This is a genomic window from Streptomyces roseochromogenus subsp. oscitans DS 12.976 (assembly GCF_000497445.1).
GTDB classification, from domain to species: Bacteria; Actinomycetota; Actinomycetes; order Streptomycetales; family Streptomycetaceae; genus Streptomyces; species Streptomyces oscitans.
The window spans coordinates 1,235,165-1,249,113 of sequence record NZ_CM002285.1 but is presented as its reverse complement, the minus strand read 5'-3'; the positions used below and the strand labels follow the sequence as shown (position 1 = coordinate 1,249,113).

General features: G+C 69.4%; 14 protein-coding genes. 11 read left to right on the top strand and 3 right to left on the bottom strand.

The genetic code is table 11. From position 1 onward, the window contains the following. Nucleotides 1-952, top strand: a 952-nt coding sequence (locus tag M878_RS55645) for an NAD(P)/FAD-dependent oxidoreductase (RefSeq protein WP_023545172.1), incomplete at its 5' end; no start/stop codon positions are given. Between the two features lie 100 nt (nucleotides 953-1,052). Here M878_RS55645 and M878_RS55640 read toward each other — a convergent pair. Beyond that, a complete protein-coding gene (locus tag M878_RS55640) occupies nucleotides 1,053-1,814 on the bottom strand; it encodes a thioesterase II family protein (RefSeq protein ID WP_031224215.1) in 762 nt (253 codons plus the stop codon). Nucleotides 1,815-1,834: 20 nt separating this feature from the next. After that, complete coding sequence (locus tag M878_RS55635) at nucleotides 1,835-2,524, bottom strand: FadR/GntR family transcriptional regulator (RefSeq protein WP_031224214.1); 690 nt, start codon at nucleotides 2,522-2,524, stop codon at nucleotides 1,835-1,837. A gap of 281 nt (nucleotides 2,525-2,805) precedes the next feature. Between M878_RS55635 and leuA the strand changes: the two genes are divergently transcribed. Further along, nucleotides 2,806-4,512 (top strand): 2-isopropylmalate synthase, encoded by a 1,707-nt coding sequence (gene leuA, locus M878_RS55630; protein WP_078630578.1) that lies wholly within the window; start codon nucleotides 2,806-2,808, stop codon nucleotides 4,510-4,512. After that, complete coding sequence (locus M878_RS55625) at nucleotides 4,505-5,308, top strand: ABC transporter ATP-binding protein (protein WP_078630579.1); 804 nt, start codon at nucleotides 4,505-4,507, stop codon at nucleotides 5,306-5,308. The genes leuA and M878_RS55625 overlap by 8 nt, the downstream gene beginning before the upstream one ends. Before the next feature lie 79 nt (nucleotides 5,309-5,387). On the opposite strand, the gene M878_RS55620 is transcribed toward M878_RS55625, so the two are convergent. Further along, the gene (locus M878_RS55620; protein WP_023545167.1) at nucleotides 5,388-6,251 is read right to left on the bottom strand and encodes an aminoacyl--tRNA ligase-related protein; all 864 of its coding nucleotides are present in this window, start codon (nucleotides 6,249-6,251) and stop codon (nucleotides 5,388-5,390) included. 171 nt (nucleotides 6,252-6,422) lie between these two features. Here M878_RS55620 and M878_RS55615 point away from each other — a divergent pair, with 171 nt between their 5' ends. The 8 genes from M878_RS55615 to M878_RS55585 all read left to right on the top strand — a co-directional run bounded on the left by M878_RS55615 (nucleotide 6,423) and on the right by M878_RS55585 (nucleotide 13,790). Next, entirely contained in the window at nucleotides 6,423-7,631 is a 1,209-nt protein-coding gene (locus tag M878_RS55615; RefSeq protein ID WP_023545166.1) for an MFS transporter, read from the top strand. Nucleotides 7,632-8,331: 700 nt separating this feature from the next. Next, nucleotides 8,332-8,703 (top strand): cupin domain-containing protein, encoded by a 372-nt coding sequence (locus tag M878_RS55610; protein ID WP_023545165.1) that lies wholly within the window; start codon nucleotides 8,332-8,334, stop codon nucleotides 8,701-8,703. Between the two features lie 50 nt (nucleotides 8,704-8,753). Continuing rightward, nucleotides 8,754-10,283, top strand: coding sequence for an AMP-binding protein (locus tag M878_RS55605; protein WP_023545164.1), 1,530 nt, complete (start codon nucleotides 8,754-8,756; stop codon nucleotides 10,281-10,283). A gap of 30 nt (nucleotides 10,284-10,313) precedes the next feature. After that, a complete protein-coding gene (locus M878_RS55600) occupies nucleotides 10,314-10,772 on the top strand; it encodes a hypothetical protein (RefSeq protein ID WP_158692645.1) in 459 nt (152 codons plus the stop codon). Continuing rightward, nucleotides 10,769-11,920 carry a cytochrome P450 gene (locus tag M878_RS92120; RefSeq protein WP_023545162.1) on the top strand — a complete coding sequence of 384 codons (1,152 nt, stop codon included), beginning with the start codon at nucleotides 10,769-10,771 and terminating at the stop codon, nucleotides 11,918-11,920. The genes M878_RS55600 and M878_RS92120 overlap by 4 nt, the downstream gene beginning before the upstream one ends. Nucleotides 11,921-11,934: 14 nt before the next feature. Then, on the top strand, nucleotides 11,935-12,183 hold the full coding sequence (locus M878_RS55595) for an acyl carrier protein (RefSeq protein WP_023545161.1): 249 nt from the start codon (nucleotides 11,935-11,937) through the stop codon (nucleotides 12,181-12,183). Then, nucleotides 12,183-12,923, top strand: coding sequence for an SDR family oxidoreductase (locus M878_RS55590; protein WP_023545160.1), 741 nt, complete (start codon nucleotides 12,183-12,185; stop codon nucleotides 12,921-12,923). Before M878_RS55595 ends, M878_RS55590 begins: the two co-directional genes overlap by 1 nt. A gap of 27 nt (nucleotides 12,924-12,950) precedes the next feature. Beyond that, complete coding sequence (locus tag M878_RS55585) at nucleotides 12,951-13,790, top strand: hypothetical protein (protein WP_023545159.1); 840 nt, start codon at nucleotides 12,951-12,953, stop codon at nucleotides 13,788-13,790. The last annotated feature ends 159 nt before the right edge of the window (nucleotides 13,791-13,949 follow it).

Sequence of the window (13,949 nt, the reverse complement as noted above, 5' to 3'; positions counted from 1 at the left end):
TCCGGTGCTCACCGCCGTAGGCCCCGGCGGCCCGGAGACGATCGAGGCGCGGGCCGTCGTGCTGGCCACCGGTGCCCGGGAACGGCCGCGCACCGCCCGGCTGGTGCCCGGCACCCGCCCCGCCGGTGTCTACACCACCGGTGAACTCCAGCAGGCGGTCCACCTGTTCGGGCAGGACGTCGGCGCCCGCGCGGTCGTCGTCGGCGCCGAGGATGTCTCCTACGCGGCGGCCGCCACCGTGCGCGCGGCCGGTGCCGAGGTCGTCGCCCTGGTCACGGAACACCCGCGGGCCCAGACCGGCCGGGCCCGCGCCCGGGCGGCCCGGCTGTGCCAGGGCATTCCCCTGCTCACGGACACCACGGTCGCCGAACTCCTCGGCCGGGGACGCCTGTCCGGCGTCCGTGTCCGGCACCGCGACGGCCGTACGGCCGTACTGGTCTGCGACACCGTCGTCTTCACCGGCGACTTCGTCCCGGACCACGAACTCGCCCGCCGCGGCGGCCTCGCCCTGGACCCCGGCACCCGTGGTCCGGCCGTCGACGGCGCCCTGCACACCTCGCGCCCGGGAGTCTTCGCCGCCGGGAACGTCGTGCACGCCGTCGAGCGCGCCGGCACGGCGGCCGGTGAGGGGGCCGGGGTGGCCGGTGCCGTCCTGGACTTCCTGGCGGGCAAGCCCTGGCCGGAGCCCGGACTCCCGCTCGCCGTCGAGGCCCCGCTGCGCTGGATCGCCCCGAACCGCATCACCCCGGCCGCCCCGCCCGCCCGCTACGTCCTGCGCACCAGCACCCCGCTGACCCGCCCGGTCCTCCGGATCCACCAGGACGGCCGCCTCCTGCACAGCGAGCGCCCTGGCCTAGGCGCCGCGCTGCCGAACCGCCCCCTGACCCTCACCGCCCGCTGGACGGGCCGCGTCGACCCCAAGGGCGGCGAGGTGCGGGTGAGCTTGGCCTGAGCGGGCCGACCGCCATAGGTCCCGAGCAGATCTGATGCCGAGTGACGAGGCCGCCCACCCGGTTCTGGCAGCGCTCCGCGGCCGGCACGTCGTACGCCGATTATGCCGCGGCTTCTTCCTGTCGCATGGCGGCGCGCATGATGTCTGTGATGCGCGGGATGTGGTGATTGATGAAGAAGTGACCGCCAGGGAAGGTGTGGTGATGGAATGTCGAGAGGGTGTGCTTGGACCAGGCGTGCATGTCGGAGCGGTTGGTGAGGGGGTCCGCGTCGCCTTCCAAGGCGATGAGGGGGCAGCGGATGACGGAGCCGGGGGCGGGGCGGTAGCCGGCGTGGGCGGTGAGGTCCGCGCGGATGACGGGCAGGAACATCTGTCTCAGCACCGGGTGCTCCAGGATCTCGGGCGTGTCCCCACCGAGGGCGGAGACCAGGCTGACGAGAGGACCGTCAGGGTCGCCGCCGGGGCCGGCAAGTGGTGGCAGCTCGAGCCGGGACGGCGCGGGGTGCCCGGAGGCGACGAGCAGCATCCGGTGCTGGTCGGGGACACGGCGGACGACCTCGTAGGCGATCGCGGCACCGAGGCTGTGCCCGAAGAAGAGTGCTGGGCTTTCGCCGAGCCACGCGGGGAGCCTGTCCGCGATCTCGTCAGCGAGTGTATGGACGCTGGTGAACGAGGGTTCCCGGTACCGTTCGGCGCGGCCGGGGTAGTGCACGGCCGCGGTGTGGGCGCTGCCGGCCAGGCAGGCCGCGAACTCTTTGTATGAAGCCGGGGACCCGCCCGAGTGGGGGAAGAACAAGATCTTCCACCGGGCAACTGGCGGTGTGGGGTACGGATAGGGCCGTATCAGCGGCGATGTACTCATGACGGTGAGGTCGCCCGCTGTCAGACGGCCTTGAGGCGCGCGAGAGTCTGCTCAAGTTCCGTACGCAGGATGTCTCCGGCGGCGTCCGCGTCGCCACGCGCCACGGCGTCGACGAGTGCCGCGTGGGAGTCCTCACCGTCGTGGGGGTCGGCGGCGCGCAGGCCGGCGAGTTCCAGAAGGTCGACCAGGCCCTTGCGCAGTGACGGCAGGAACTCGGTGAACAGGCCTGTCAGTACAGGGTTGTGTGCGGCGGCGACGACGGCGGCGTGCAGGCTGATGTCCGCGTCCACGAACTCGGCGTTGGTACCGGCGGCGGCGTGGCGGCGGCGGTCCATCGCGTCGTTGAGCGCGATGACGTCGTCGGGCGTGCGGCGCTGTGCGGCGAGCTGCGCGGCCTCGACTTCCAGCATGGCGCGGACTTCGTAGATGTCGGTGATGGCGGACTGCCGCAACCGAGTGGGCCAGTCCTCCCGCGGGGTGGTGGCGGTGACGAACACGCCTGCGCCCTGCCTCGCCTGCACCAACCCCGCGCCGGCGAGGGCGCGGAGGGCTTCGCGCACGGTCGAACGGCCTACGCCGAGCGTGCTGGCGAGGGCGGTTTCGCCCGGGAGTTTGGTGCCCACCGCCCAGGTCCCGGAGGTGATCTCCTCGCGGAGGCGCTGGGTGGCCTGGTCGACCAGGGAGCTGGGGCGCAGTGCGTCTAGTGGCATGACGGGTCCGATCACTTCTCAGGTTGTCTGCGGAGCTGAGATGTCGTTAGTGTATCTGTCGTGACGATGCGCGGCTTCCTTCTTCTTCTCGGCTGCCGCTGCGGGGCCTGAATCGACCGGCACCCCGCAGCGGGGTTCCGGCGTGTGCCGGTCGGCCGCAACCGAGAAGAAGGAAGCCCGTAGTGAGCGTTCCCGACAAGTCCGCTTTCCCCACGCTGAACACCCCGGCCGGTGAGATCCCGGCAGACAGCCCGGCGTGGAATCCACAGCGGCCCAGCAGCATGCCGCACCACCGCTATCAGCCCGCGCACGACCGCGTCGACGTCCCCCTGGCGGACGCCGAACGGGAGTGGCCGTCACGCAGGATCGAGACGGCGCCTCTGTGGGTGCCGGTCGACCTGCGGGACGGCAACCAGGCACTCCCTGAGCCGATGGACACCGCGCGCAAGCGCCGCATGTTCGACCTGCTGTGCGCGATGGGCTTCAAGGAGATCGAGGTCGCATACCCTTCGGCCAGCCAGACCGATTTTGACTTTGTGCGCCACCTGGCCACCAGCGGCGCTGTGGCGCAGGACGTCACCGTCTCGGTGTTCACCCCGGCCCGCCCCGAGCTGATCGACCGCACCATCGACTCGGTGGCCGGGCTGCCCCGGGTCCTGGTGCACATGTACACGCCCTCCGCGCCCACCTGGCGGAACGTGGTACTGGGCCGCGACCGCGCCGACCTCAAGAAGATGATCCTGGATGCCGCGGGGCATCTGATGCACCGCGCGGAGCAGAAGCTGGCGGGAGCCGACGTCAGGTTCGAGTTCTCCCCCGAGGTCTTCAACCTCACCGAGCCGGACTTCGCTCTCGACGTGTGCAACAGCGTCACCAGTCTGTGGGACGCCTCCCCGGACCGCCCTGTGGTGATCAACCTCCCCGCAACGGTGGAGATCTCCACCCCCAACGTCTACGCGGACCAGATCGAGTACATGCACAAGCATCTGGACCGACGCGACGCGGTGATCCTTTCCGTGCACCCGCACAATGACCGTGGCACCGGCGTCGCCTGTGCCGAACTCGCCGTGCTGGCCGGGGCGCAGCGCGTGGAAGGCTGCCTGTTCGGCAACGGGGAGCGCACCGGGAACGTGGATCTCGTCACGTTGGTGCTGAACCTCTACACGCAGGGCGTCAACCCGATGATCGACCTGTCCGACATCGACGCCGTACGCCAGGTCGTGGAGGAGTGCATCCGTATCCCGGTCCACGTACGTCACCCGTACGCCGGGGACCTGGTGCACACGGCGTTCTCCGGCACTCACCAGGATGCCATCTCCAAGGGACTCGTCCGCCACGCCCAAGAAGCCGAAGACCTGGACGTCCCTGCGTCGGAGGCGCCGTGGAAGGTGCCGTACCTGCCGATCGACCCGGCGGACATCGGCCGTACCTACGAGGAAGTGATCCGCGTCAACTCCCAGTCCGGCAAGGGGGGAATCGCGCACCTCCTGCACGCCGGCCAAGGGCTCGATCTGCCCCAGGCCATGCGGCCGGACTTCTACCGCACGGTGCAGCAGGTCACCGACGACACCGGCCAGGAGCTGTCCGGCGAGGAACTGTGGAAGCTGTTCCACGCCGCATACCTCGCGCCCGTGCACGACGGGCCCTATGTGCTGGACGGCTGGACCACCCGGCAGGACGGAGTGGAGCACGAGTTCACCGCTACCGTCGTCTCCCCCGACGCCCGCACCCCGGTGCGGGGTATCGGCAACGGTCCACTTGCCGCGCTGACGAATGCCCTGGTGCAGGCCGGTGTCACGGTGGACATCCTCACCTACAGCGAGCATGCCACCGCCACGGGGCCGGACGCCCCCGCCGCCGCCTACGCGTACTGCCGTACCGCGGGCCAAGACGTATGGGGCGCAGGCTGGGACACCTCCATCCTGACTGCCTCCGTACAGGCCGTGATGGCGGCGGTCAACCGTGCTCACGGTGCGGCCCGTGACTGACACCGGCGTTCTGCGCGCGGACGCAGTGGACGTCGTCCGCGACGGCACCCCGATCCTTGCCGGAGTGTCAGTAACCGTGGGGGCTGGGCAGCACTGGGCGCTGCTCGGCCCGAACGGGGCCGGGAAGTCCACACTGCTGAGCCTGCTCGGGGCACGACAGCACCCCACCCGTGGAACCGTGCACGTGCTCGGCCATCAGCTCGGACGCGTGGACATGCGAGAGCTGCACCAGCATGTGGGGCACGTGAACCCCCGACACCCTTTGCGTACGCCGCTTACGGTGCGGCAGGTCGTCGTCACGGGCGTGACGGGCAGCGTTGAGCCGCCGCCCCGCTGGGCCCCGACCTCGCAGCAGGAGCACGAAGCCGATCAGCTCATCAAGCTCCTTGGACTGGCACACCGTGCCGCCGCCCGCTGGACCACCCTTTCCCAGGGGGAACGCGGTCGGGCGCTGATAGCGCGGGCGCTGCTGCCGCAACCGCGTGTACTGCTGCTCGACGAGCCCGCCACCGGCCTGGACCTGGCCGGCCGGGAACAGCTCATCGAACACTTGGAGGGGCTACCGGCCGCCTACCCCGGTCTGGCAACCGTGTTGGTGACGCACCATCTCGAAGAGCTGCCGTCCACCGTCACCCACGCGGCTCTCCTGCGGGACGGGCGCTGCCTCGCAGCCGGTCCGGTGGACGGAGTGCTGACCAGCGACAGGGTCAGCATGTGCTTCGACCACCCGGTCCAGCTGTCCCGCAGCAGAGGCCGCTGGACGGTGCGCACGCACCGCACCCGCGTCGCTCCGTAGGCACGCTGTGCCGCGTCGGCCCGAACGACGGTGGGCCTCGCCGGGACGATCCCCGGCGAGGCCCACCTGCACGAGGGGCCTACGAGCTGATGCTGCGGGCTGCTTTCTCCACGGCCGCCTGAGCGTGGCTCCAGTCACCGAAGTGGTCCGCCAGGGCGTGGAGCCAGCGTTCGATCCCGAACCCGACACAGCTGGTCGAGGCGGAGACATCCTCCCCGGGAACAGTGATGTCGCAACGCTCGCCGAAGAACTTGTGGTGCGTGTTCACCGAGGCGATCGCCATGCCCCCGTAGTGGTACTCGTGTTTGACCGTCACCACCCGCTGGAACGCGGCGCGGTCACCGTTCTGGTCGTAGAAGGGATCGGAGGCGGCATGCCGCCGCACCGGCAGTCCGATGGCTGCGGTGAGGCGTTCGATGAACTGGGAGGAGTGCTCCAGGTGCGCGGCGGCCTGCTCCGCCGTGCCCAGGCAGATGACCTCTCGCATACGGAACGCCTTCAGGCGCCGCAAGCCGTCGTAGTGGTCTTCGTTGCGGTAGCACTGGCCGAGCACCGTCACCAGCGCGCCGGCCTCGTCGAGTTGACGGCCCTGGTAGTGCAGGTAGACGCCGTAGCAGGCGCTGGACGGCAAGGCGAGTTGCGCAGAGTGCAGGGCCTTCGGGGTGAATCGCCCGGCAGCCGCCTGCTGTGCAAGACACCCGGACGAGGTGTCCTCCACGTTGAGCGAGGAGGAGACCAGGGCGAGCTGCGGGAAGTTCTCGTACACGCCCAGCCGCGCGAGGTCTTCGACCCGGAGCAGCGGGGGAACCGTCAACGGTGTGGCTCCGGTTGCCTGTGCCCAGTCGGTGCAGAGACGATCGAGGGTTTCCGCGAGGCGCGTGGGTGCCGGATCGAGCGCGGGCAGGCCGTCATCGGCGTGCACGCCGGACAGGGTGGCGGTCACGTGGTTCTCCTTCGTGTGGAAGGCGGCCGGTTCGGCACTGTGCGCACTCGACTGCGAACTGAAAGTAGTGCGTTGCCGCCTGCAGAGTTGATCGCCTACTGTACCTGTCTGAGGACCTGAGAAGCGGAGGTGTTTTCCTCCTCCGCGGGAACACAGCACGGGGGAACGCGCATGAAACGTGGCCAGCTCAGCTTTCTGACGAGTACGCACCTGGTGGACGACCTGTACCAGGGCGCCATCCCCGCGCTTCTGCCGTTTCTCATGTCGGAGCGGCACTACAGCTACGCGGCCGTCTCGGGTCTGGCGTTCGCCGCCAGCGGCATCTCCAGTCTGTTCCAGCCGCTGTTCGGGCTGATCGCCGACCGCAGCACCCGCACGTGGCTGGTGCCGACCGGGTTCTGCTCCGCCGCCGCCGGAGTCTCGGCCGCAGGACTGGTGCACAACTACTGGTTGACGTGGGTGCTGTTCGCCCTTGCCGGCATTGGGATCGCGGCCTATCACCCGCCTGCCACCAGCCACGCCCGCGCCGCCGGAGGCTCCTCGCAGACGGCGATGAGCGTGTTCGCGGTGGGCGGCACGGTGGGCGGCGCTCTCGCCCCGCCGCTTGTCACCCTCGTCGTCGGCGACCTGGGCCTGGCCGGGAGTTGGCTGCTGGCCATTCCTGCCGTCGTGTGGGCTGTGCTGTGGGCCGTGAAGGGCCCGTGGATGCGGTGGCGCGGCCATGAGGCTGTGCAGCCGCTGAACGCCGCCCGCAACAAGCAGAGCGGCGGCGCCGCCGATGACTGGCGGGCGTTCGGACGGCTCGTGGCGGTGATCCTCGGTTGGTCCGTCCCGTTCGTGGCCGTCAACTCCATGGTGGCGCTGCACGCACAGCGTGATCTGCACCAGTCCAAGGCGGTGGGTGCGGCAGTCCTGACGGCGTACGTCGCAGCGCAGGCGATCGGCATGCTCGGCGGCGGCTGGATGGGGGACCGCTATGGTCGCATGGTCACCATCCGCTGGGGGTACCTGCTCTCACTGCCGCTGCTTGCCGGAGTGGCGTGGTCGCCGTCGCTGCCGGTGCTGGCGGTGTGCGCGGCCCTGTTCGGCGCGGCCATGTTCCTGTCGTTCGCCGCGCAGGTCACCCTGGCTCAGGACTACCTGCCGAACCGTCCCGGCACAGCGAGCGGCCTGGCGCTGGGCATGGCGATTGCCGCAGGGGGTTTGTGCTCGCCGCTGCTGGGGTGGCTGGCGGACGCGCATGGACTGCGGTCCGCGTTCTGGGCGCTGGTGGCGGTGTTCGTGGTGCCGACCGTGCTGGCTCTCACGCTGCAGGACCGGCGCTTGGCGGCGGCCGAGCCGCAGCCCGCTGCCGCTGTCGCGGAGGGTGCGGCAGGCTAGCCGGGACGGATTCCGAAGTGGATCACGTCCCTGCGGCGATGACATCCCCCCGGTTCGGGGAGAACTGACAGACGTTCAGTGACGGTGCACCACCGTCGCCACGGGGCATCGAAACCGGCGGGTCTCCGGAGAACCGCAAGCCGAACCGCCCGGCGGCGTCTTCACCCGGCCCGTCATCCACGGGCCCGGACGCGCCCGCGGCGGGCCGACCACCCGGCTCCGCCCGCCGTCGAGCAGGCTGCCCCGCAGCCGATATCGCCGGTGATCGGGGCCGGGCTGGACGGGATTCCCCGCAATTCCAGGTGAACCTGGGGCGTATCCGGGTACCCAGGCTCCTCGGGTCGGTTCGCCCGCGCACGGGCTCGGCCCCGGAGAGGCGGGACCGGACCGCCGGCCGCAAGCAGTGCGGCCCCATGAAAGCCGGCCGCCGAATTTCGATCCGGCCGATTATCAGGAGCGGCACGCGGTGGAGTGCGGCAGCAATCGCCTCAAGTATCGCCGCGCCGGTCGCCCTCAACGAACAGTTGCGACCAGCGCTTTCGATACACGCTGAGCCACCTCTGTCCGGGCGCTTTTCCAACTTCCTTGTAGTGCCCGCCATTTGGACAGCATTGGCAATCCAGCCATCTTCCGATATAGCTTACAGACATCGCTTCTACATTTTGTTGAAGCTGAATGTCTGGAAATAACAGGGGGATCAGTGAAGATCAACTGGGATAACCATGAGGTACTGCCGGCTCAGGGCATCGCCCTCTCCCGCCGGTTCGCATTCGGCCAGGAGATGTCCTGTCTGCGCGTGGAAGCGGACCAGTCCGGCGACCTGAACCTTCCTCAGCACTGGCACACGAACGAGCAGTGGGTGGTCGTCACCGAAGGCTCCATCCGCTTCGTGTGCGAGGGCACCGAGTACGAGCTGAACGCCGGGGACGTGGCCTACATACCCTCCGGCCAGAAGCACACCGCCACCTACGTCGGCCCCGAGGGTGCCGTCCTGCTGGAGTTCTCCGCCCCGCCACGCCTGGACCTGGCTCCGGGTTCGATCGTCCCGTCGTCCATGCGCTACGACGACTGACTCCGTCAGTCACCAGCGGCAGGAGCGACTCAAGAGGCGATCAGAGACACATGGATACCGGCAGCATCTACGGGCCGCTCACGCAGCCCGCGACCATTCACAAGGCTTTCCACCGTGTGGCGCAGCTGCACCCGCAGCGGCCGGCGGCCCGCGCCGGCCACCGGTCCGTCACCTACGCACAGATGGCGGCCGATTCCCGCCGCATCGCCGCGCAACTGATCCGGCGCGGCATCGGCCCAGGAGACATCGTCCCGGTGCTCTCCCGCCGGAGCGTCGAGCTGCCCGCAGTGCTGCTGGGCATCCTGTCGACCGGCGCCGCCTACGGCATGCTCGACGTCCGCTGGCCGCCGCGCCGCCTCGGCCGGTTCCTGCGCCGTATGAACGCTCCCCTGGCCATCGCGGACACCACCGGAGCCCAGGATCTCCTGGGCCCGGAAACCCCGCTGCTGACGGTGGAGGAGCTGCACGCGACTCCCGCTGAACCGGTACCCCTGGTTGCGGCGGACCCGTGGGACTGCGCCACGGTGTTCTGGACGTCCGGCAGCACCGGCACACCCAAGGCCGTGCTGTCCCCGCACCAGGCCACGACCCGGCTGTTCACCCGGCCCGGCTTTCTGGACTACGGCCCCGCCCCCGTGATGATCCACGCGGCGGCCGTCGCCTGGGACGCGTTCACCCTCGAACTGTGGGGCATGCTGCTGACGGGCGGCACACTGCTCGTCCACACGCCGGACGTGCTGCTGCCCGCCGACATCCGCTCCTGCATCCGCGACCACGGTGCGACTCACCTGTTCCTCACCCCGTCGCTGGCGGATGTGATCGTCGCCGGGGACATCGACTGTCTCGCGGGACTGCGCTGCCTGATGGTCGGCGGTGACAAGCCCACCCCCGCCACCTGTCAGAAACTGCTCGCTGCGTACCCGGACATGGAGCTGGTCAACGGCTACGGGCCGGTGGAGTCCTGCGTGTTCGCCACCACGCATCCCATCACCCTGGCCGATGCGCACTCCGCGCAGTCCATCCCCGCCGGGCAAGCGGTGCCCGGCACCGGCGTGCACATCGTGGCGGACGGCCGCGTGCTGCCGTCCGGCCAGGTGGGCGAGGTCGCCCTGAGCGGGGTCGGCCTGGCGCTCGGCTATCTCGACGAGCCGGAGTCGACCGACTCCGCGTTCCGCACCGTCGCCATCGGCGACCAGCTGACTCGCGTCTACCTGACCGGCGACCACGGCCACGTCGACGCCCGGGGAGTGCTCCACTTCGCAGGACGCAGGGACGCGCAGATCAAGATTGCCGGACACCGCATCGAACCAGCCGAAATCGAAGCCGCTGCCCTGTCCCTCGGGGCCGGGCGCGCGGTAGCGCTGCCGCTGCCGGACGCGGCCGGGAACACGCGCCTGGTGCTGTTCACCGAACCCCCCGCGCCGGCCGTGAACGAGCAGAACCTGCACACCCGGCTCAAGGAAACGCTCCCGGCGTACATGGTGCCCGCACGGGTGCACGTGGTCCCCGAGATGCCGCTGCTGGACAACACCAAGATCAACAAGAGGGCCCTGGCGGAACGATTCGGCTACCCCGTCTGACCCTCGTCTTCTGGAAGGACACCCCTGACCGTGACCGCCCCCACCCGTGCTGAGACGCAAGTGTCGATAGCGCTGGATGCCATCCAGTCCAAGCGCCGAGTCGAACGCGTCATGGAGGCCGCTACCGCGCTCCTCGACCGCTACGCCACCCATCCCGACCCCGGTGACCGCGCCACCGCGTTCTTCGAGCTGGTGCGGCGGAACCTCACCCCCGAGATCGCTCTCGTCCACAGCGGCCGAGCGCTCGGGACGGACGGCCTGGTCGGCGTGGCCGGGACGGAGGCCGTACCGCCGCTGCCCGCCGGCGGACAGCGCGGCGAAGTCGCTTTCCGAGCCGCCCTGACCGGCGAGGACGGCGTCATCGGCAGCGTGGCCGCCTACTACACCCCGCCCGGCGCCCTGGGTCTCACCGCCGAGGAGTGGCAGTCCGCGATGCGGCTGCTGGTCGGCATCCTCGGTCTCGGCCTGGGAGGGAGTGCCACCCTATGAGCGCCGCTGCCGCTGCCCCGGCCGCACTGCTGGCGGAGCCGTACTGGTTCCGGCGTCTGCCCCCCGACCGCGATGTGCACTTCCTGGACGACGGCGTCGTGGCGGTCACCGGCAACGCCGCCGTACAAGAGGCCCTCGCGCACCCGGCGATCGTCGCCGAGCACCCGCTCAAGGCGAGCGCCCGTGCGTTCGGCCCGAATGTGCTCGACGCCGACGGCCCCGAACACAAGGCGTTCCGCGCACTGCTGGCTCCCGTGCTGTCGGCCGGGCGTATCGCCGAGTACAAGCAGCAGTTGATGCCGCGCCTGATAGAGAACCTGGTCGACGACCTGGCAGGAGTCGAGACCAGCGACTTCTACGACCTCTACGCCCACAAGATCCCCTACGGCATCGTCTGCACCATCCTCGGCATCGACCTCGCGCTCGAGGGCCGCTTCCACACCCTGACCCGGCCGCTCGCCAGGCTCCTGGACTACCCCACCGTGGAGACCGAGGCGACCCACGCCAACACCGCTGCGCTGCTGGAGATCATCGAGAAGCAGCGCGCTGCCCACTCAGGCCAGGGGTCCTCGCTGCTGGAGACCATCGAACGCACCCGCAACCGCAAGGGCATCCACCTGTCCGACAGCGAGGTCCGCTCCACGGCGCTGCTGTTCTTCATCGCGGGAACCGAGACGTCCAGCGCGTACATCACGTCGCTGGTGTACTGCATGGGGCGCCTGATGCTGTCGCTCGACGAGCTGCGTGACGAGGCTGTGCGGGACGCCTTCATCGAAGAAGCGCTGCGGCTGTTCCCCCCGGTACAGACGGTCGTCAGATTCGCCGGCGAGGACGCGAACATCGGCGGCGTCACCGTGCCCCGCCACTCGGCCGTGCTCGCGTCGATCGCCGGGGCCAACCGTGACCCCCGCCTCTTCGAGCATCCCGACCGGTTCCAGATCGGCCGCGGTCTGAAGGGTTCCATCCCGTTTGCGGCAGGGGCCCACGCGTGCCCGGGCGCAGCCCTCGCCAAGACAGAGTTCTCCCTGCTGATCCAGTACCTGACCGACCGGTTCCGTGAGATCTCCGTCACCCGGGACCAGCGCCGTATGGACAGCCAGTCCTTCTCCCATCCGGTCGGCTTCACCGTCCAGTTCACCCCGAGGTAAGGAGACCATCCGCCATGGCAACCAAGACCGAACAGCTGCGTGCGTGGCTCACCGGGCTGCACCAGGAACCCGTCACCGTCGACGACGAGACCGACCTCATCGAGTCCGGGCTCGTGACCAGTCTGCAGTTCGTGCAGATGGTGATGGAGATCGAGCGCATCCACGGCACCAAGCTGGAGCCCGGCGTCATCACCATCGAGAAGATGCGCACGGTCAAGGCAATCGAGGAGGCTGTCTTCCAGCCACAGCCCGAGGCTGTCTGATGACGGAGGGTGCCCTCCGCATCGCGGTCGTCTCCGGAGCCTCTTCCGGCATCGGTGCGGCCGTGGCCGAAGTGTTCCTGGAGCGCGGATACACCACGGTCGGCCTCTCCCGGCGCGGCAACCCCGACCTGGCGCAGCGGTCCGGCTATATCGATCGCACCGCTGACCTGCGGGATGCCGAAATCGTGCGGCAGGCTGTCGCCTCCGTGCCCGAAGTCGCGGAACACGGGGTGAAGGCCGTCGTGCTGAACGCCGGGTACTCGCCTGACCCGGTGGACCTGCCCAAGCTCCCTTGGGAGACGGTCGCGGACACCTACACCACCAACGTGGCAACCGCGCTGAACCTGGTGCAGGCCACCTGCGGGCTGCTCAAGCAGGCCGACGGCGGATCGCTGACTTTTGTGGGGGCGAGCCTGGCCAACGGATATAAGCCCGAACGTTTCGCTTATGCCGCCAGCAAAGCCGCCATGACCACCCTCATGCGGGCGTGCTCGGCGGAGTTCGCCGACGACGGCGTCGTCAGCAACGAGGTACGTCCCGGCCCCGTGGCCACCGCCATGACCATGACCGGGCTGGACGGCACCGTGAACGAGCAGATTCTCCGCGCCATCAACCAGGGTTTCGGCACCGATTGGCTCAAGTCCCCGCGCACCGTCGCGGAATGGATCGTCGCGATCGCCGAATTCCCGTCGAACGGGCCTACGGGCCAAATATTCAACTACAGCCGCAAAGTTCTCTGACCTATCTGAAAAAGGAGCAAGCGAATCATGTCTGCGACTCTCGCTTACCCGTCCGCCGAGCAGCTGATGGATCTGTTCAACTGGGCGTCCCCGGGCATGGTCGTCACCACCGCCGAAGGCGCGGTGGTGATCGCGAACAAGGCCGCGACCGAGCTGCTGGGCGACAAGGCCGCCAAGGGCGCCAACCTGCCGCAGGCCCTGGGTATCAACGACTACGCCGCCTACCGCGCCGCCGGGCAGCCGGTGGAGAACATAGCGGCCGCGTTCGCCAACCCGGACTTCCCTTCCGGCTATGCGAACGCGGGCTTCGGCGCTGTGGACGGCACCGACTACACGTTCTGGGCGCTGCGGCCGGTCACCTCGCACCCCACCCCGGCGCCGCAGTCCGCCGGCGGTGACACCACCGCGCAGGCGTGGATCAAGCGGGTGGACCGCCCCAGCGACGCCTACACCCCGGTGGGTGAGGACGCGGTGTCGCTGATCAAGGGTTACTACGACACCTGCCCGGTGGCCATCCACCTGATCGAAGAGGACGGCACCGTCGCCCACGCCAACTGGAAGGACATCGCGATCGTCGGCGCAACCGACAACCCCACCTCCTACGTCGGCAACCACATCCGCCACATCTACGCCGACCAGCCCGTGGTCGAGGACTTCCTCGGCCGGTGGGGAGAGGACGCGCCGATCATCGACTTCCGCGCGGACTTCCTCGACCGCTCCAAGGGGAACGAGCGCGTCCCGGTGGTGATCTTCTCCACCGCGAAGGTCGAGGACAACAAGCTGAAGAACACCCGCTGCTTCGTCTTCTCCGACTCCCACCCCTCCCGGCAGCGGGACAAGGTCAAGGCCCTGGACCTCGACTTCTGAGGCCACCCGGCACAAGGCACCCCCATAGCTGCTCCCCGGGCCACAGCTCCCCTCGTCGATGCTCCCTGGCCCGGGGAGCACACCCCCCTGACTTCGCAGCCGACATGCGTCGCGCAATCCGTAAGACGCGCCCCCGTGCCCGCCCCGGTCCCGGCCCGC

Excerpts from the sequence above, each read along its gene's own strand:
- M878_RS55640 (WP_031224215.1), bottom strand. The coding sequence starts at position 1,814 with ATGAGTACATCGCCGCTGATACGGCCCTATCCGTACCCCACACCGCCA.
- M878_RS55615 (WP_023545166.1), top strand. The coding sequence starts at position 6,423 with ATGAAACGTGGCCAGCTCAGCTTTCTGACGAGTACGCACCTGGTGGAC.
- leuA (WP_078630578.1), top strand. The coding sequence starts at position 2,806 with ATGCCGCACCACCGCTATCAGCCCGCGCACGACCGCGTCGACGTCCCC.
- M878_RS55590 (WP_023545160.1), top strand. The coding sequence starts at position 12,183 with ATGACGGAGGGTGCCCTCCGCATCGCGGTCGTCTCCGGAGCCTCTTCC.
- M878_RS55595 (WP_023545161.1), top strand. The coding sequence starts at position 11,935 with ATGGCAACCAAGACCGAACAGCTGCGTGCGTGGCTCACCGGGCTGCAC.
- M878_RS55605 (WP_023545164.1), top strand. The coding sequence starts at position 8,754 with ATGGATACCGGCAGCATCTACGGGCCGCTCACGCAGCCCGCGACCATT.
- M878_RS55585 (WP_023545159.1), top strand. The coding sequence starts at position 12,951 with ATGTCTGCGACTCTCGCTTACCCGTCCGCCGAGCAGCTGATGGATCTG.
- M878_RS55635 (WP_031224214.1), bottom strand. The coding sequence starts at position 2,524 with ATGCCACTAGACGCACTGCGCCCCAGCTCCCTGGTCGACCAGGCCACC.
- M878_RS92120 (WP_023545162.1), top strand. The coding sequence starts at position 10,769 with ATGAGCGCCGCTGCCGCTGCCCCGGCCGCACTGCTGGCGGAGCCGTAC.